General features: G+C 59.5%; 15 protein-coding genes, 1 pseudogene and 1 riboswitch. Of the genes and pseudogenes, 9 read left to right on the top strand and 7 right to left on the bottom strand.

Annotation, left to right across the window (positions count from 1 at the left end):
• Positions 1 to 109: 109 nt before the first annotated feature.
• A complete protein-coding gene (locus ACYVIT_RS21485; RefSeq protein ID WP_415804508.1) occupies positions 110 to 652 on the top strand; it encodes a hypothetical protein in 543 nt (180 codons plus the stop codon).
• 139 nt (positions 653 to 791) lie between these two features.
• On the opposite strand, the pseudogene ACYVIT_RS21480 reads toward ACYVIT_RS21485, so the two are convergent.
• Positions 792 to 959, bottom strand: a pseudogene (locus tag ACYVIT_RS21480) (helix-turn-helix domain-containing protein); the annotation flags it as partial.
• A gap of 237 nt (positions 960 to 1,196) precedes the next feature.
• A riboswitch (SAM riboswitch) is annotated at positions 1,197 to 1,276 on the top strand.
• On the opposite strand from ACYVIT_RS21480, the gene metX reads away from it, so the two are divergent.
• The 4 genes from metX (at position 1,266) to ACYVIT_RS21460 (ending at position 5,293) form a co-directional block, all read left to right on the top strand.
• Positions 1,266 to 2,579 carry a homoserine O-succinyltransferase MetX gene (gene metX / locus ACYVIT_RS21475; protein ID WP_415804507.1) on the top strand — a complete coding sequence of 438 codons (1,314 nt, stop codon included), beginning with the start codon at positions 1,266 to 1,268 and terminating at the stop codon, positions 2,577 to 2,579. It overlaps the preceding riboswitch by 11 nt.
• Positions 2,576 to 3,193 (top strand): methionine biosynthesis protein MetW, encoded by a 618-nt coding sequence (gene metW / locus ACYVIT_RS21470; protein ID WP_415804506.1) that lies wholly within the window; start codon positions 2,576 to 2,578, stop codon positions 3,191 to 3,193. The genes metX and metW overlap by 4 nt, the downstream gene beginning before the upstream one ends.
• 132 nt (positions 3,194 to 3,325) lie before the next feature.
• Positions 3,326 to 4,567, top strand: coding sequence for a muropeptide transporter (locus ACYVIT_RS21465; protein ID WP_415804828.1), 1,242 nt, complete (start codon positions 3,326 to 3,328; stop codon positions 4,565 to 4,567).
• Positions 4,568 to 4,654: 87 nt separating this feature from the next.
• The gene (locus tag ACYVIT_RS21460; RefSeq protein WP_415804505.1) at positions 4,655 to 5,293 is read left to right on the top strand and encodes a trimeric intracellular cation channel family protein; all 639 of its coding nucleotides are present in this window, start codon (positions 4,655 to 4,657) and stop codon (positions 5,291 to 5,293) included.
• 100 nt (positions 5,294 to 5,393) lie between these two features.
• Here ACYVIT_RS21460 and ACYVIT_RS21455 read toward each other — a convergent pair whose 3' ends face one another.
• A complete protein-coding gene (locus ACYVIT_RS21455; RefSeq protein ID WP_415804504.1) occupies positions 5,394 to 7,490 on the bottom strand; it encodes a hypothetical protein in 2,097 nt (698 codons plus the stop codon).
• Between the two features lie 560 nt (positions 7,491 to 8,050).
• On the opposite strand from ACYVIT_RS21455, the gene ACYVIT_RS21450 reads away from it, so the two are divergent.
• Complete coding sequence (locus tag ACYVIT_RS21450) at positions 8,051 to 8,758, top strand: hypothetical protein (protein WP_415804503.1); 708 nt, start codon at positions 8,051 to 8,053, stop codon at positions 8,756 to 8,758.
• A 152-nt stretch (positions 8,759 to 8,910) separates the two neighbouring features.
• The gene (locus tag ACYVIT_RS21445; RefSeq protein ID WP_415804502.1) at positions 8,911 to 9,594 is read left to right on the top strand and encodes a hypothetical protein; all 684 of its coding nucleotides are present in this window, start codon (positions 8,911 to 8,913) and stop codon (positions 9,592 to 9,594) included.
• A gap of 130 nt (positions 9,595 to 9,724) precedes the next feature.
• Here ACYVIT_RS21445 and gdhA read toward each other — a convergent pair whose 3' ends face one another.
• Positions 9,725 to 11,068, bottom strand: a complete 1,344-nt coding sequence (gene gdhA / locus ACYVIT_RS21440; RefSeq protein WP_415804501.1) for an NADP-specific glutamate dehydrogenase — start codon at positions 11,066 to 11,068, stop codon at positions 9,725 to 9,727.
• Positions 11,069 to 11,498: 430 nt separating this feature from the next.
• Positions 11,499 to 12,287 (bottom strand): exodeoxyribonuclease III, encoded by a 789-nt coding sequence (locus ACYVIT_RS21435; protein ID WP_415804500.1) that lies wholly within the window; start codon positions 12,285 to 12,287, stop codon positions 11,499 to 11,501.
• A gap of 286 nt (positions 12,288 to 12,573) precedes the next feature.
• Between ACYVIT_RS21435 and pyrE the strand changes: the two genes are divergently transcribed.
• A complete protein-coding gene (pyrE, locus tag ACYVIT_RS21430; protein ID WP_415804499.1) occupies positions 12,574 to 13,242 on the top strand; it encodes an orotate phosphoribosyltransferase in 669 nt (222 codons plus the stop codon).
• Positions 13,243 to 13,396: 154 nt separating this feature from the next.
• Here the strand turns inward: pyrE and gatB are convergent, their stop codons facing one another.
• Genes gatB through gatC form a run of 3 tightly spaced genes read right to left on the bottom strand, consistent with a single transcriptional unit; the run spans position 13,397 to position 16,707 of the window.
• On the bottom strand, positions 13,397 to 14,854 hold the full coding sequence (gatB, locus tag ACYVIT_RS21425) for an Asp-tRNA(Asn)/Glu-tRNA(Gln) amidotransferase subunit GatB (RefSeq protein WP_415804498.1): 1,458 nt from the start codon (positions 14,852 to 14,854) through the stop codon (positions 13,397 to 13,399).
• Positions 14,851 to 16,395 (bottom strand): Asp-tRNA(Asn)/Glu-tRNA(Gln) amidotransferase subunit GatA, encoded by a 1,545-nt coding sequence (gene gatA / locus ACYVIT_RS21420; RefSeq protein WP_415804497.1) that lies wholly within the window; start codon positions 16,393 to 16,395, stop codon positions 14,851 to 14,853. Before gatA ends, gatB begins: the two co-directional genes overlap by 4 nt.
• A gap of 3 nt (positions 16,396 to 16,398) precedes the next feature.
• Entirely contained in the window at positions 16,399 to 16,707 is a 309-nt protein-coding gene (gene gatC / locus ACYVIT_RS21415; RefSeq protein ID WP_415804496.1) for an Asp-tRNA(Asn)/Glu-tRNA(Gln) amidotransferase subunit GatC, read from the bottom strand.
• A 227-nt stretch (positions 16,708 to 16,934) separates the two neighbouring features.
• On the opposite strand from gatC, the gene ACYVIT_RS21410 reads away from it, so the two are divergent.
• The gene (locus ACYVIT_RS21410; RefSeq protein ID WP_094823631.1) at positions 16,935 to 17,978 is read left to right on the top strand and encodes a rod shape-determining protein; all 1,044 of its coding nucleotides are present in this window, start codon (positions 16,935 to 16,937) and stop codon (positions 17,976 to 17,978) included.
• Positions 17,979 to 17,992 lie beyond the last annotated feature (14 nt).

Genomic DNA, 17,992 nt, shown 5'->3' with positions numbered 1-17,992 from the left:
GGCCGGATTTTACGAGGTGTGGGCGATTCATGCCGAGGTAACCTCTCTGAGAGCCAGGGATCGGTGACAATTCATCCATGTCATTATGCGTGATGGAGGGCATAACATCATGATTTTTCGATTGTTTTATCGGCGGGAGCGGCGTGCCACAGCGTTGCGGCTGTGTTGTGCGGTGCTGTTGCTGGCGGGCGGGTGCACCCCGAGTTACAACTGGCGTGAAATGGTGGTGGCCGACGGCCATGTGCAGGCGGCTTTTCCGGCCAAGGTCGAGACGGAGACGCGGACGATTTCTCTCGGGGGGCAGGCCTTGGCGTTTACGCTGACTACGGCGCAGGTCGATCAGGCGATGTTTGCGGTGGGGTCTGCGCCGTTGCCCGAGTCGATTGCAAAGGATCGGGCTGCGCGGGAGGCATTGGGACAGGCGTTGATGCGGTCGCTGTATGTGAACATGGGGGCTCCTGTGCCGTCGCCGCTGCCGAATTTTGGGGACGAGATTGTGGCAAAGGGCCGTGCGGGCCAGCAGCCGGCGTGGTTGATGGGCCGGGTATGGGTGACCGACACGATGTTGATTGATGCAGTGGCTGCAGGGACAGAGCAGAGTTTGCCTGTGGGTCCGGCCCAGGAGTTTGTTCGGGCGGTGAAGCTGAAGTAGGCGCGTCTGTACGCGGAGGGTCAGGCATTCGGCGCAAGGAGGATGCAGCCCGCGTGATTGGGACGGGTCTGTCTGGGCGCATGGGCTGAGGCTCGGTTACCAGTACAGGCAGCAGGCGTTGTCTGACGGCGATGGCGATCGCGGCGCCCCGGTTGTTGACGCCGAGCTTATGGCAGGCATTGCCGATGTGGAAGTTCACGGTGCGCTCGGTGACCCCCAGGATGAGACCGGTTTCCCAACTGGTTTTGCCCAGCGATGACCAGTGCAGGCACGCGACTTCGCGGTCGGAAAGATGACGTCCTTGCATAACATGTGCGGTGGCGCAGAGCAGCCGAAATGGTGAATTGCGGAAGAGGTCGCGCGATTTTCCATGTGATGCGTGCGATTTATGGACAAGACGGGATCTGCAGTGAGTTATCGGACTTATCCGACTGAGTATCGGATCATTCTTGCGAGGGCGGCCGGGAATGTCCGGGGTGTGCCAGCGGCTGGGCTGTTGCCGTGCGACCAGCGGTGACCCGGCCTGAGAGTGCTAGAATCTCTGCTTCAAACCGGCGCCGATTTGCCTGATCCGCTTGCGGGCGCCTCTATAAATCCAGCTAAAGAGGTCCGTATGACCGCTCCTGCCTTGCATTCCGCCGAGGGGATTGCCCCCGGTTCTATTCAGTCTTCCGCTGAGCCCGCGCCTGGTTCGGTGGGCATGGTGACTCCGCAATTCATCCGTTTTGACGAGCCGCTGCCATTAGCCAGCGGTCAATCGCTGCCGTCCTATGAACTGGCGGTTGAGACCTATGGCACGTTAAATGCGCAACGCACCAATGCAGTGTTGGTGTGCCACGCCTTGAACGCTTCGCATCACGTGGCGGGCGTCGCTCACGACAATCCCAAGGATGTCGGCTGGTGGGACAACATGGTCGGGCCCGGCAAGCCGCTGGATACGAACGTGTATTTTGTGATCGGGGTGAATAATCTCGGCTCGTGTTTCGGGTCCACTGGGCCCGCCAGTATCAATCCCGAGACAGGGCAGCCCTGGGGGGCGGCATTTCCCGTGCTGACGGTCGAGGATTGGGTCCATGCCCAAGCCCGTTTGGCAGATTATTTCGGGATCGAGCGTTTTGCTGCGGTGATGGGTGGGTCTCTAGGGGGAATGCAGGCGCTCAGTTGGGCGATTACTTGCCCCGAACGCGTCGCGCATTGCATCGTGGTGGCCAGTACGCCGCGCTTGTCCGCCCAGAATATCGGCTTTAACGAGGTGGCGCGGCGCGCCATTATCACGGACCCGGATTTCCATGGTGGCGATTATTACGCCCAGCATACGGTACCGCGGCGCGGGCTGTCTGTTGCGCGGATGATAGGGCATATTACCTATTTGTCGGATGACGACATGGCCGAGAAATTCGGCCGGACCCAGCGTGAGCCGGCCGAGGGCGGTGCGTATCGCTATGGCTATGACGTTGAGTTCGAGGTCGAGTCGTATTTGCGGTATCAGGGCGAAAAGTTCTCTCGCTATTTCGACGCGAATACCTATTTGCTGATTACGCGTGCGTTGGATTATTTTGATCCGGCCCGTAATACGGGCGGTGATTTGGCGCGTGCCTTGGCGCCGGCGACGGCGGATTTTTTGTTGGTGTCGTTTTCTACGGATTGGCGTTTTCCGCCAGAGCGTTCGCGCGAAATTGTGCGCGCGTTGCTCAAAAATGGCAGCCCCGTTACGTATGCCGAGATCGACGCGCCGCATGGACACGATGCGTTTTTGCTGGACGATTCGCGCTACCACGCAGTCGTGCGAGGGTATTACGAGCGTATTGCGCGTGAGTTGGGATTAGGGGTGACTACGCCGGACGACAATGCTGCGCTGCCGCTACACGCGTCGTCTTCCACAGAGGGTGCATCCCAGTCCCGAAGGACTACAGAGGAGCCAGCATGAGTCCCGTGTCGGTAAAACCTGGCCGTATACAGGGCATGCGCCCTGATCTGGTCCGGATCGCCAGTTGGATCGAGCCGGGCAGCCGGGTCCTGGATCTGGGGTGTGGCGATGGGGCGTTGCTCGCGTATCTGCGTGACGAGCGTAGGGTGCGAGGAGCAGGCGTCGAAATTGACGATCAGCATGTGATCGCCTGCGTGCAACGAGGCGTCGAGGTCATTCAGCAGAACCTCGAAGATGGCCTGGCGCTGTTCGACGATAAGCAGTTCGATACGGTGGTGCTGTCGCAGACGCTGCAATCCATGCATCGCACCGAACATATTCTGCGCGAGATGGCGCGCGTGGCGCGCTATGGCATCGTGTCGTTTCCGAATTTTGGCTACTGGCCGCATGGGTGGTCGATTTTGCGGGGGCGTATGCCGGTGACGGGGCAGATGCCTTATCAGTGGTACAACACGCCGAATATCCATTTGTGTACCTTGCGCGACTTTGAGCGGCTGGCCACGGATTTGAATTTGCGGATTCTGGAGCGCGCGACGTTTCACGAGGGGCGCGAAATCAACGTGTTGCCGGGTTGGCGCAGTACGTTGGCGGTTTATCGGTACGCGGCGGACTGACGCGCCGCGTGCGCGAGGCGGCTGGCGCCGGGAAGCGCGGCGCGGACGCTGGGCTGGCCGCGACGTTACTGCCATTGGTTAATATGCCGGGTATCCGGCGTTTTCAGCGCCATTGTTGTCAGGAGAGCCTCTATTACTGTCGCATCCCATGTTTATTTCAGCCGGCGGGTCGCGCCGTTACTGGTGTTGGGGTTTGCCAGCGGTTTGCCGATCGCGCTGACTGGCGGCACCTTGCAGGCGTGGGCCACAGTGGAGCAGGTCTCGCTCGAGCAAATCGGTTTTTTGACCCTGGTGGGGTCGGCCTACACGCTCAAGTTTCTGTGGGCGCCGCTGATGGATCGCTATGTGCCACCGATTTTGGGGCGCCGGCGCGGGTGGATGCTGGTTACGCAGTTGCTGCTGGCGATCACCATCATGGCCATGGGGATGTTGTCGCCCAAGTCGGCGTTGTTGCCGTTGGCGTTGCTGGCTGTGATGGTGGCGTTTCTGTCGGCCACGCAGGATATTGTTTTTGACGCCTATAGCACCGACGTGCTGCGTCGAGACGAGCGGGGGGCTGGGGTTGCGATCAAGGTGCTGGGGTATCGGCTGGCGATGGTCGTGTCAGGCGGGCTGGCTTTGATCCTGGCGGACCAATGGCTGGGTTGGGGACCGATGTACGTCCTGATGGGGGTGTTGATGCTGCTGTGTTCTGCGGCTACCCTCTGGGCGCCCGAGCCTGAGCAGCCTGCCAGCGCACCGCGCTCGTTGGGTGTGGCGGTGGTCGAGCCTTTTCGCGAGTTTTTTTCGCGGCGCGGGGCTTATACGGTCTTGACGCTGATTGTGCTGTACAAGCTGGGCGATGCTTTTGCTGGAGCGCTGTCTACGACGTTTTTGATACGCGGCGCCGGGTTTGATCCCACCGAGGTGGGGACGGTGAACAAAGTGCTGGGGCTGCTCGCGACGATCGTGGGGGCGTTGGCCGGCGGTTCGTTGATGGCGCGGTGGGGCTTGTATCGCTCGCTGATGGCGTTTGGCATTTTGCAGGCGATCTCCAATCTGGGTTATTGGGTGATTGCGGTCAGTCCAAAGAGTCTCTGGCTGATGGCCACGGCCATCGGGGTGGAGAACTTGTGCGGCGGCCTGGGAACGGCATCTTTCGTCGCATTGTTGATGGCGTTGTGCCAGCAACGGTTTTCCGCGACGCAGTTTGCGTTGTTGTCGGCGTTGTCGGCGGTAGGACGGATTTATCTAGCGGGTCCGTTGACGCCGCCGTTGGTGCACTGGCTGGGTTGGCCCGGATTTTTCTTGTTGACGGTGGCGATTGCATTGCCAGGGTTAGTGTTGCTGTGGCGCCAACGCCGGGTGATCGACGCGTTGGAGTCACCCGCCTGACGGGCTGATTGCTGGGTGTGGCCCGGCTGGCTGCGCAATCATCGCGCGGATGCGCGGGGCTTTATTCGTGGGGTGCGTGAGGTAACCATGCCTGTTGAGACGTCTACCGTGTTGTTGCATACCTTGTATCTGGTCGCGATCGTGGCCGAGGCCATGACGGCGGCGCTGGCAGCCGGACGTCGCGATATGGATTGGATGGGTGTGTGCATCATCGCGTGCGTGACGGCACTGGGTGGTGGGTCGTTGCGCGATGTGCTGTTGGGACACTATCCGCTGACGTGGGTCGCGCATCCCGAGTATTTGGCGATGACAGCCGGTGCGGCATTGGTGACGGCGTTCATTGCGCCGCTGATGCGGCGGCTGCGTCGATTATTTCTGTGGCTGGATGCTGTGGGGCTCGTGGCGTTTACGGTCATTGGCTGCCAGGTCGCGCAGCAGATGGAAATGTCGACCAGCGTGGTGTTGATCAGCGGCATGATCACGGGCTGCGCGGGTGGGGTGTTGCGCGATGTGCTGTGCAACGATGTGCCGCTGTTGTTCCGTAAAGAGCTGTATGCCAGCGTGTCGATTGTGACTGGGGCGCTTTATGTGGGTTTGCTGAAACTGGACTGGGCGCTCGGTGCGGCGGTGCCGGTGGCGTTGCTGGCGGGGTTGACGTTCCGGTTGTTGGCGTTGAGGTTCAACTGGCAAATGCCGCGTTTTGTGTATCGTGATGATTGGCATTGACGCGGGGCATCAACGGGGCAAATCCTGCTAGGTGGATCGATCCCCATTGGCGATGTTTTGCCAATGGGGATGCGCAGCGTTGCGCACTACTTTATACGGTTTACGCGTGTCGCGTGAATGTCGGATTTTCCCATTTGTTCAATGCGGCCAACTGACGATAGTCGTCGTGAAGCAGCTGCACTTGCTCTTCGCAAACAATCGTCATGTCGTCCAGATATGCCTCTACCTCTGCAAGAGACATACCAGTGAAATCCGATGTTTCCGCGGGCGTTTGTTCTTGTTCCGTCGCCAGTTTTTTTCGCTGATTCCTGACAATGTCCAATGCCGTAGTTTGATCGGGCTTGAACAGGGATTCGTCAGATTGGTTCAAAAAGCGTACCGTCAAGACGTTGGTGCCGCTTTTGTCGATCTTGGCCTCGAACTCTATTTGGTTCGCGCCTCCAGGGAAGGTGCGGCTATAGTCGGCAATGGTCATGCGTCCAATACCGGCATCGATCAGTTTCGCCGAGAGGCCTATGTCGGTAGTATCAGAGAAATTGGCGCGGGCCGTGGGGGCGCTTGCCAAGAAGCTGTAGAGTTTACGCTCCGGGTCCGCAATGGTGTAAGTGCCGTCCTGGCCTTTCGATAAAGCGGGGGCCGTGGCTGCAGCAGATGGATTTCGAGCATTTGAAATGACCTGCGCATCGATATATCGGGCGATCGACCTCACCGTCGTCAAATTGCTAGGCAGGGCATGCTTGGTTTCATATGCGCCGAATCTTGCCGTGCAGTTGACAGCGCCAAAATTCGGGCCCGATGAGAGAATCGCACGAGTGAGATGTTCGCCGAGTGCGAGATCGGCCCGCAAAGCAGTGTCCGTCACTTTTGTCGGGGTGCCGCTCTTTTCCAGGTTCTGGAGCGCGGTCACGTCAGCGTCAGCAATGAGAGTGCTGTTCTTGATGGTGGATAAGTCCCGGAGCTTGGTTCCGTACGAAATTTTAAACGCCTCTTCGGCATTTTGTTCTGCTTTGGCATGAGCAGCCGCTTCGCTTGCATGAAGCGTGAACAACATTCGTTCGCTCAGGGCATTGAACCCTTGGATGAGCGAGGCAATAAAGTTATAGAGCGCATCACGCGTTTGTGCGAGCTGTGTGAGAGCGGCGCTACGCGTCGGGTCGTCGCGGTGAGCTACTGATACGGGCATACCATTTTCTAGTTCGCAGGCCATTACGATACGTGCTCGTGCTTTTACGGCCCCTATTATCTGCCGTTCCAGCGCGCCGCAGTGGTCATAGCGCTGCGAAATAGTCGCCATAATACGTTGTTGCATTGCCCAGCGATGTTTCTCTTGGCCGATGATGGCGTCCAACTCATTGAGGTCATCTTGGATCCCGGGTATTCGGGCGTTGATCACGTTTTGTACGCCACGGCTCTCAGCGCGCTCTGGAAACTGGCGCATCTCTGTCAGAGCGAGGATGGCTCCACCGCTCAATGCAGCGGCACCGAAACCTACTCCCAATATGCCAGTCGCACCTACGCCTCCGATGGCCACGCCGGATGCGACGCCTACCGTCGTATCGAGAATTGCGGTGACGGCTCCTCGCGCACGCGCCGAGAAGTTTTGGAGAGAGTCCCACGTAGAGAGCTGGACCGGATCAATGCGGCCTGCGTCGAGAGTCGATAGCTTGAAGCCGCTTTCTCTGCAAATACTCTCATCCGTACGTCGCAGCTTTTCCTCGATTTGGCAAGCCAACTCTGCGGCGCGTTCTATACGCTGAGCCGGGGTGAGTTCTCTGACTGGCGCACTATTTCCCATCCACCCTTGGATCGTACCAGTCGCTGCGTTATACAGTCCAGCCGCGGGCGCAGTGAATGCGGACTGCCAGGAGCGGGACGACTCTGCAGTGATTTGAGTCGGCTCGGTTTGGCTCTCGGCACCGAACATCTCTAACGTGCCGTAGGAGTCGATATCAGTCTCTACCCAGCTATTTAATAGGGACTTCTCTTTAATCTCTACCCAGCTATCCAATAGCGACTGTTCTGCATTGTCGGCCACCGCGGTTGCGCACATTTTGACGGGTGAATCGTCCTCCTGGATATCAAGACTATCAGGTTTTGGACGCAACGTATTGGCAGAGTTTTGGTCCTTTTCTGATGCCTTGAGTGGCACGTAGTTATCGAAGATCCTAAAGGGCTTTAAAGCAGTAACGACAGTCATAATATGGGTCCCAGAGTTAGGGCGACAGATGGTTAAGGGCTCGGAATTTTTGAGCACTGTTGATATTAGTGATTGGCTGTCAATAACCGCCGCTTTTCTGCCGGAGACTGTATTTCCGGACCAATTTCCCTGGCGCCGCTGCCTTCTTTGGCTAAAGAAATGCTAGCGCGTACCGCGGAGCGAGAAGGCGGCTCAGTATATCCACGACGTCTGCGGCGGGTAACCGTTGTGCCGGCTCCGTGGCGAGCTCCGCTCGGGTGAACACATCGACGATAGTCAGCACGCGCTGGCGCGTGCCCTTGTGACGGGCATTCGTCAGCTCAGTCCGATTTTGCGTGGGTTTTGGTTGCTACGGCCGGGAAATGAGGCGCTGACTAGCATATTGGTTTTGAATTAGTGCGTAGCCGTCTCTTGGCTGATGGATTCGACCCGCACGGCTGTTTTTCCAACAGTGAGGTTTCAAAGAAATGACCAAAATTTGCGATCCTGTCGTCTCCTGTCTGAAACCCTATATTTCTGGGAGCAAGTCTGAGGGTGATAGCCTGCGTCAGCAGAGCTTGATGGATAGTTTGAAAAAGTACGTGGAGCAGGATGACGAAGCCGCGATCAATAGCTTGCTCGATGATAAGAAAAGGATCGAGTGGATCGTAAAAGGGCTCAAACAGTCGCCATACTCGTTGTTGCATCAAGCCGCCGCACAACGAAAAGATAAAGCATTGATGGCGATGATGAAGAAACTGCCTATTGAGGTGTGGAACTTTCGCACTCAAGAGAACCTGGAGCACACGCCGCCCATCATGGGGGGGCGTACGCCGATCATGTTTGCGGCAGAGAGCAATAACGGCGAGATTATCTTTGAGCTTCGCTACGGTGTAAGTTGTTATGTATGTGATCGCCAGAGTGCGTCCGGGCAGGCTTTAAGCCAGGTATCGGCTGAGGAGCTAGATGTACTGAGGGCGGAGTTCAAATGCCCGCCTGGAAGGGTATGGGCTGCCGACATATGGTGGCTGATCGTCAATGCCAAGGATGACGAGGGAAACACCCCATTGCTGCTCGCTGTCAACAAAGCCAGATATGAAAGCTTCTACCAGCTATTAACAGCGCGCGCCGACCCTGATATTGCCAACCGCGAGGGACACACCGCCCGAAGCGTCATTCTTGACTCGCCGGATGGGCCAATACGCGAGTTTTTTTTGGAATCGGCGCCACCGCCGCCGTCACCGCCGTCACTTTCCGTCTTTTCCAGGATGGGCTGCACCATTTTATAGAGGCGTGTCACGCCCGGTGTCGAGGATTCGACCTGCACGGACTGATCTCTCAACAGTGAGGTTTCAAAGAAATGTACAGAATTTCCGGAGCTCTCGCCTCCTATCTAAAGCCCATTATTTCCGGCTGCGATCGCCTGTCTCAGCAGAGCCTGATGGATAGTTTGGAAAGGTATGTGAAGCAGAATGACGAAGCAGGAATCAATAGCTTGCTCGAGGATAGGGAAAGTGTCGAGTGGATCGTAAAAGGGCTCAAACAATCGCCATACTCGTTGCTGCATCACGCCGCGGCGCTACGAAAAGATGCAGCATTGAGGGTGATGATGCAGAAACTGCCTCTTGAGGTGTGGAACTTTCGTACTAAAGAGGATCTTGAGCACACTCCGCCCATCGTGGGAGGGCGTACGCCGATCATGTTTGCGGCAGAGAGTAATGACTGCGAGATTATTGTTGCGCTTCGCGACGCTGTGGAGTGCTATATATGGGATCGTGAGAGGGTGGGCAGGTACGGTGCGTCAGGCCAGGCGGCGCTTGAGGAGCTAGATGCGCTGAAGACGGAATTCACATGTCCGTTTGGCGTGGTGAGTTTTGCAGCTATATGGTTGCAGATCATCAACGCTCAAGATGACCTGGGAGACACCCCGTTGCTGCTTGCGGTCAAGAAAGACAGATTGGAGAGCTTTCGCGCGCTATTAGACTTGGGTGGCCGGGCTGATATCAGAAATCGCGAAGGATGCAACGCCGCAGACCTCATTTTTGCCTTGCCCAAGGGCAACCCAATACGCGAGTGTTTTATGAAATCGCCGGCGTCGTGGGGGGCACGCTGTACCATTTCATAGAGGCGTGTCGCCCCTGATGTGACCGACGAAAAAAAAGCCCGCAGCCTAAACTGCACCCCCAACAGTTGGACACCAGTCCGACCTTTGGGAGGCAGTTCACAGTTAGCGGGCTGCGTACGAGAACTGAATCTTAGTACAGGCCTTGCTGGATCATGGCGTCGGCGACTTTGACGAAACCGGCGATGTTGGCGCCATCCAGATAGTTGACGGCGGTGCCGCGGCCTTGGCCGTGGCGCACGCAGTTTTCGTGGATGTCGCGCATGATGGAGTGCAAGCGCTGATCGACTTCGTCGCGGGTCCAGGACAGGCGGATGGCGTTTTGGCTCATTTCCAGGCCCGACACGGCTACGCCGCCCGCGTTGCTGGCTTTGCCCGGGGCATACAGGACGCCGGCTTCGATGAAGGCCTTGGCGGCTTCCAGGGTGGACGGCATGTTGGCGCCTTCGGCGACGCATTTGACGCCATTGGCGATCAGCGTGCGCGCGTCGTCGATCTCGAGTTCGTTCTGGGTCGCGCAGGGCAGGGCGACGTCGACCGGCACGTGCCACGGGCGCTTGCCCGCGACGTAGGTCAATTTGAATTGGCCTGCATATTCGGCCAGACGGCCGCGCAGGTCATTTTTGAGATGCATCAGCGCGGCCAGTTTTTCGTGCGTGAAGCCGGCTTCGTCGATGACGGTGCCGTCCGAGTCCGAGACGGTGACCACGCGTGCGCCCAGGCTCATCGCTTTTTCGATGGCGTACTGAGCCACGTTGCCCGATCCCGAGACGGCAACGCGCAGGCCGTCAAACGACAGGCCGGTGCGCTTGAGCATTTCTTCGGCGAAGTACACCGTGCCGTAGCCGGTGGCTTCCGGACGGATCAGGCTGCCGCCGAAGGTCAGGCCCTTGCCGGTAAAGACGCTGGCGGCCGAATTGGAGATTTTTTTCATCATGCCGGCCATGAAGCCGACTTCGCGTGCGCCCACGCCCATGTCGCCGGCGGGCACGTCAGTGTCCGGGCCCAAATGGCGATGCAATTCGAGGATCAGTGCCTGGCAGAAACGCATGACTTCGGCGTCGGATTTGCCTTTGGGGTCGAAGTCTGAGCCGCCTTTACCGCCGCCCATGGGCAGGGTGGTCAGTGCGTTTTTCAGGGTCTGTTCGAAACCCAGGAATTTCAGGACCGACAGATTCACCGAGGGGTGAAAGCGCATGCCGCCCTTGTAAGGACCGATCGCCGAGCTGTGTTGTACGCGGAAACCTCGGTTGACGCGCGGCTGGCCTTGGTCGTCCGTCCAGCAAATGCGGAACTGGATCACGCGCTCGGGCTCGACCAGGCGCTCGAGCAAGGCATGGTCGGCGTAATGCGGATGTTGCTCGATAAAGGGCCACAAGCTGGACATGACTTCGTGCACGGCTTGCATGAATTCGGGCTGATGCGGGTCGCGCACAGCGACCTGACGCAAAAAGTCGTCAAGACTTTGCAGTTTCAAGGGGGTCTCCTGGGGTGCCGCAGACCGGTGCATAAATGCCCGGATATGGTGCGATTCGGTCCAAAATAGTGCGCAATGGCACTGGCTCGGTGCGCAATTGTAGGGGTATCGGCGGGGGCGTGCAAAAGAATCATTCACCGGAAACCCGCGCCAATATTAGGGATCGATGCCTCCAAAAATTGGGGACGCAACATATTAAAGGGCCCGTTCCAGATATTGTGAGTTACCCCTTCTACGTCGGTAAGGATATTCCCACCTAGGTAAATTGATGCGTCACCATTTAATGCGATCGAAATGGCGTCCAAGATTTTTGCGTCAATACATGGACTTGGGGACAAATTAGGGCCTGATAAATAGAGGAGCAGGCAATTTTTATTATTTATATGTCCCTATTTATTTTCAGGCCCTCGCGATCAGTTTTCTGCGCGGTTTACAACGTTATGTCGTAATCGATAGTCAGCGGCGCATGATCGCTGAAGCGTTCATCTTTATAGATGGCGGTGTTGCGTGCACGTGCGGCGATGCCTGGCGTCGCAATCTGGTAATCGATGCGCCAGCCTACGTTCTTGGCCCAGGCTTGGCCGCGGTTGCTCCACCAGGTGTATTGATCGGGGCGCTCGTCCAGTGTGCGAAAGACGTCGACAAACCCGCGCCGATCAAAGACCTCGGTCAGCCATGCGCGCTCCTCTGGCAGGAAACCCGAGTTTTTCAGATTGCCTTTCCAGTTTTTCAGGTCGATCTCTTTGTGCGCGATGTTCCAGTCGCCGCAGATGACGAACTCGCGGCCGGTCTTTTTATGCTCGTTCATCAGCTCGTCGATCCAGGGGCCGAACACGTCCAGGAACCGGTATTTGGCTTGTTGGCGTACGTCTCCGCTGGAGCCGGAAGGGAGGTAGGCACTGATGACGGATAGATCTTTCCAGTCGGCGCGGATGATACGGCCCTCAGCGTCGAATTCCTCGCAGTTCAGGCCGATCTGCACGCGTTCTGCCGCATTACGCAGGTAAATGCCGACGCCGCTGTAGCCTTTTTTGATGGCGTGGGAAAAGTGCCCGGTGTAACCAGGAGGATGCCGCAGGTCTTCGGTCAGGTCGGCATCGGCGATCTTGATTTCCTGCAGGCAGAGGATATCGGCACTGTGGGTTTGCATCCAGGGTTGCAGGCCTTTGCGAAAGGCGGATCGGATGCCGTTGAGATTGAGTGAGGTGATACGCAGCACGACGAAGACTCCTGTATAGCGGTTGGCCACCCGGCCCAAAGACGGACTTTAACCGACTGAGGCCGACTTGCCATGGGCGAATGGCGCCGGTGCCGGTGCAGTGGACACGTTAAAATGCGTCCGATCTTCTGAGAAATCAATCATTCTCGGCAGGTGCCGGAGTCGGCAAGGGCTTTGGTCTGCGCTAAAGAAACCGAGCCGCCTGGGGTGTCTCGATATACGCCGCAGGTGGACCAGGCGACGCTGAGCTCGGAGGCGCTCATTCCCCTATTGGAAATCTCTAATCATGGCCGCTATTTCTACCGACTTTGTCCGTTTTGCTCTCGATGAGGGCGTGTTGCGTTTTGGCAGTTTCAAGGTCAAGTCCGGCCGTATCAGCCCCTATTTCTTTAACGCTGGCTTGTTCAACAGCGGCGCATCGGTGGGTAAGCTGGCGCAGTTTTATGCTCAGGCATTGCTGGATTCCGGTGTGGCATTCGACATGCTGTTCGGGCCGGCTTACAAAGGTATTCCGCTGGCGACGGCGACGGCGGTAGCCCTGGCCGGGCATGCCGGCATGCAGGGGCGCGATGTACCCTTCGCCTTTAACCGGAAAGAAGCCAAGGATCACGGCGAGGGCGGCACGCTGGTGGGCGCCCCGCTGCAAGGCAAGGTCGTCATTATTGATGACGTCATCACTGCAGGTACCTCGGTGCGTGAATCGGTAGAGATCATCCGTGCCGCGGGGGCGGAGCCGGCGGCGGTATTGATCGCGCTGGATCGTCAGGAACGTGCGGGCGCGGACGATGCGCTGTCGCCGCATTCCGCCGTGCAAGAGGTTGCGAAAACCTACGGTATCCCGGTCGTCAGCATTGCATCGCTGGCTGATATTCTGACGTTGCTGCAGGACGATGACCAATTTGCCAGCCATCGTGACGCGGTGTTGGCGTATCGGGCGAAATACGGGATTTTGTGATCAGTGGCGGGCTTGTCGCCCGTCATCGGAAAGAAAATGGGCCAGTGCAGAACTGGCCCATTTTTTTGTCGCCGGGCCGCCCCAAGGCAAAAAAGCGCCCCCTTGGGGGGGCAGCGAGCCGAAGGCGCGGCGTGGGGGCTTTTTTCGTGGTGCCTTAGCTATCCAGCTTTTGCTTGAGCAGCTCGTTGACCTGTTGCGGGTTGGCCTTGCCCTTGGCGGCTTTCATGATTTGGCCGACCAGCGAGTTAAAGGCCTTTTGTTTGCCTGCATGGTATTCCGCCACGATGGCCGGGTTGGCGCTGAGCACGTCGTCGATCATGGCGCCGATGGCGCCCGTGTCGCTGATTTGCTTCAGGCCGCGCGCCTCAATGATGGCGTCGGGCTGGCCGCCTTGTTCGCCTGCCCACATGGCAGAGAACACGTCGCGTGCGATCTTGTTGGAAATCGTGCCGTCGATGATGCGGCCGATGAGCGCCGCGAGCGCCGGAGCCTGGACCGGTGCGTCCGCGATGTCTTTTTCTTCGCGGTTCAAGGTGGCTGTGACCTCGCCCATGATCCAGTTGGCGGCCTGTTTGGCCTGGCCGGCGGGTAAGCCCTGGGCGACAGCCTCGAAATAAGAGGCCATGCCGCGGCTGGCAGACAACTGGGCAGCGTCATAGGCCGATAGGCCGTATTCGCGCACAAAACGCTCGCGCAGTGCGGCGGGCAACTCGGGCATGTCGGTGCGTACCTGCTCGATCCATTCGGGGGAAATCACGAGCGGCGGCAGATCCGGGTCCGGGAAGTAGCGGTAATCGTGCGCGTCTTCTTTGCTGCGCATGCTGCGCGTTTCGTCGCGATCGGCATCGTACAGGCGGGTTTCCTGAACCACGGTGCCGCCGTCCTCGATGAGCTCGATCTGGCGGCGAGCCTCGAACAAAATCGCGCGCTCCAGAAAGCGGAAGGAGTTGACGTTTTTGATTTCCGTACGGGTGCCGAATTCTTTCTGGCCAACGGGACGGACCGAAACGTTGGCGTCGCAGCGGAAGGAGCCTTCTTGCATGTTGCCATCGCAGATGCCCAGCCAGACGACCAGGCTGTGCAACGCGCGGGCGTAGGCGACGGCCTCGGCGGCCGAGCGCATTTCGGGCTCGGTCACGATTTCCAGCAGCGGGGTGCCGGCGCGGTTCAGGTCGATGCCGCTGGCCGGATTGCCGTTGGACAGCGTGAAATCGTCATGCTGCGATTTGCCGGCGTCTTCTTCGAGGTGGGCTCGCGTCAGGTTGACGGTTTTTTCTTCCTCGCCGACGAAAAACGAGAGCGATCCCCCCAGCACGACGGGCAGTTCGTACTGGCTGATCTGATAGCCCTTGGGCAGATCGGGGTAAAAATAGTTTTTACGGGCAAAGACCGAGCGTGGCGCGACAGTGCCGCCGACGGCGAGCCCGAATCGGATGGCGCGTTCGGCTGCGCCGAGGTTCATGACGGGCAGGCTGCCCGGCAGCGCCAGGTCGACGACGTTGGCTTGTGTGTTGGGAGCCGCGCCAAAGCGCGTGCTGCTGCCCGAAAATATCTTGGCGTCGGTGGAAAGCTGGGTGTGCGTTTCCAGGCCGATGACGATTTCCCAGTTCATTGCTCGGTGCCTCGCTGGCCGGGCACGCGCCGGTGCCAGTCGGTGACTTGTTGATAACGGTCGGCGATGGCCAGCAGGCGGCCCTCGTCGAAATAGTTGCCGATGATCTGCAGGCCGACGGGGCGGCGTTGGCCGTCGCCGCCGAAACCGCAGGGCACGGACATGGCGGGCAATCCTGCCAGGCTCACGCCCAGCGTGTAGATATCGGCCAGCCAGTCGGCGGTGGGATCATCGCGGTTGTCGCCGAGGTTCTTGGCCACCGTGGGCGAAACCGGCCCCATGATGACGTCGCACTGGTCGGCGTAGGCGCGCTGGAAGTCCTGCGCAATCAGACGGCGCACGCGCTGGGCCTGCAGGTAGTAGGCGTCGTAGTAACCGTGAGACAGCACATAGGTGCCGATCAGGATACGGCGCTTGACCTCGTCGCCAAAACCCTCGGCGCGAGAGCGGGCGATCATTTGATTCAGATCGGTGTATTCCTGGGCGCGGTGGCCGTAGCGTACGCCGTCATAGCGGGCCAGGTTGCTGGAGGCCTCGGCAGGGGCGATGACGTAATAGGCCGGAATGGCTAACTCCGTGCGCGGCAGCGAGATCGATACGCGTTGGGCGCCCAGCCCCTCGAATTGCGCCAGGGCGGCTTCGACGGCGGCGGCGACATCCGGGGCCAGGCCGGCCCCGAAGTATTCCTGGGGGACGCCGATGCGCAGGCCTTTCAGGGGCTGGCTACCGGCAGCGTCGTAACCTGCTTGCGCCGTGTCGTAGGCGGCCCGGATGCGGCCGGGAGCGTTGGGCGTGCCGTCGCAGCTTTCGAGGCTGGTGGCGTCGCTGGGATCAAAGCCGCTCATGGGATCGAGCAGCTCGAGCAGGTCGCGGCTGCTGGGGGCCAGCGGGCCTGCCTGGTCCAGGCTGGAGCCGAACGCCACGATGCCAAAGCGGGAAACGGTGCCGTAGGTAGGCTTGATGCCGCTGACGCCGCACAGTGCGGCGGGTTGGCGTACCGAGCCGCCGGTGTCGGTGCCGGTCGTGGCGGCCACCAGACGGGCAGCTACCGCGGCAGCCGAACCGCCCGACGAGCCGCCGGGCACGGCGTTGGTGTCCCACGGGTTGCGAACGGCGCCGTAGGCGGAGTTTTCATTGGCCGAGCCCATGGCAAACTCATCGCAATTGAGTTTGCCGATCGAGACGGCGCCGGCGGCCTGCAGCCGCTGCACGACCGTGGCGTCGAAGGGGCTCGCATAGCCATTGAGCATCTTGCTGCCGGCCGTGGTGCGCCAGCCGCGGGTGACAAACGCGTCTTTGTGGGCGATGGGCACGCCGGCCAGCGGGCCCGCCGTGCCGGCCGCCAAGGCCGCGTCGGCGGCGTCGGCCTGGGCCAGGGTCAGGGCCTCGTCGATGTGCAGAAAGGTATTCAGGTCGCTGGCGGCCTGGGCGGCGGCGAGGGCGCTTTGCGCCAGCTCACGGGCGCTGACCTGTCGTTGCGCGAGCGCGGCGCGCAGTTCGGCGATCCCGCCGAATTGGGTGTGGAGGGCAGAAGTCGTCATGATTTATTCGATGACCTTGGGAACCAGGAACAAGCCGTCGCGGGCGTCCGGCGCATTGGCCATCAGTTCGGCGCGGTTTGCCTCGGAGGAGGTTTCGGTCACGGCGTCCGGTCGTAGACGCAGGGCGATGTCCTGATGGGCCGACAGCGGGTGCGCCAGCGGCTCTACACCCTGGGTATCGGCGGCTTGCAGCCGCTCGATCAGGTGGAGAATGCCGTTGAGCTCGCCCTCGGCGAGCTTGAGCTGATCGGGGGTCAATTCAATTCTGGCCAGCCGGGCAATCCGGGCCACGTCTTGTTCGTTGAGCGCCATGTAGGGAGACTATGAGAAATCGAAGGGGCAGGCTGCTGGACTCAGGTGCGGGTTTGTACGGGTGTCCGTCCCTGTGACAAAGCATGAATTACCAGCATTTTTGCGCTATTTTCCGGGAAATTATAAGTTATCATTCACGGTTTAATCGCTGCAGCAATGCGGCGGGCTCGTGTTTACCAGTCCGTCACCTGCAGCCCGGCATTATTTTTGAATCTCGCTGAGCCCTCATGTTCGGATTCCTGCGCAGTTACTTCTCCAGCGATATGGCGATCGACCTCGGTACCGCCAACACGCTGATCTACGTCCGGGGCAAGGGCATTGTGCTCGACGAGCCTTCGGTCGTCGCCATCCGCCACGAAGGCGGCCCCAATGGCAAAAAAATCATCCAGGCGGTTGGCCAGGAGGCCAAGCAGATGCTGGGACGAGTCCCTGGCAACATCGAAGCCATCCGCCCCATGAAAGACGGCGTAATTGCCGATTTCACGGTGACCGAGCAGATGCTCAAGCAGTTCATCCGCATGGTTCACCCGCGTAACATGCTGGCCCCCAGCCCGCGCATCATTGTCTGCGTCCCCTGCGGGTCGACCCAGGTCGAGCGTCGCGCCATTCGCGAATCTGCCCTCGGCGCCGGCGCCTCCCATGTCTACCTCATCGAAGAACCCATGGCTGCTGCCATCGGTGCCGGCCTGGCTGTCTCGGACGCTAGCGGTTCGATGGTGGTGGATATCGGTGGCGGCACGACCGAGGTCGCCGTGATCTCGCTGGGCGGGATGGTCTACAAGGGCTCCGTGCGCGTCGGCGGCGACAAGTTCGACGAAGCCATCGTCAACTACATCCGCCGCAACTACGGCATGCTGATTGGCGAGCCCACCGCCGAATTCATCAAGAAAGAAATCGGCTCTGCCTTCCCGGGTTCCGAAGTCCGCGAGATCGAGGTCAAGGGCCGTAACCTGGCCGAAGGCGTGCCGCGCAGTTTTACGGTGTCGTCCAACGAAATTCTGGAGTCGCTGACCGATCCGCTGAACCAGATCGTGTCCGCCGTCAAGATCGCCTTGGAACAAACCCCGCCCGAGTTGGGCGCCGACATCACTGACAAGGGCATCGCTCTGACTGGTGGTGGGGCACTGCTGCGTGATCTCGATCGTTTGCTCCAAGAGGAAACGGGGTTGCCCGTCGTCGTTGCCGAGGATCCGCTGACCTGCGTGGTCCGTGGTTGCGGCGAAGCGCTCGAGCATCTGGAAAAACTGGGCGCGATTTTCATTAACGAGTAAGTCTGTCCCGCCAG

This window comes from Bordetella muralis (assembly GCF_054781015.1).
This window is presented reverse-complemented; position numbering and strand designations above follow the sequence as displayed.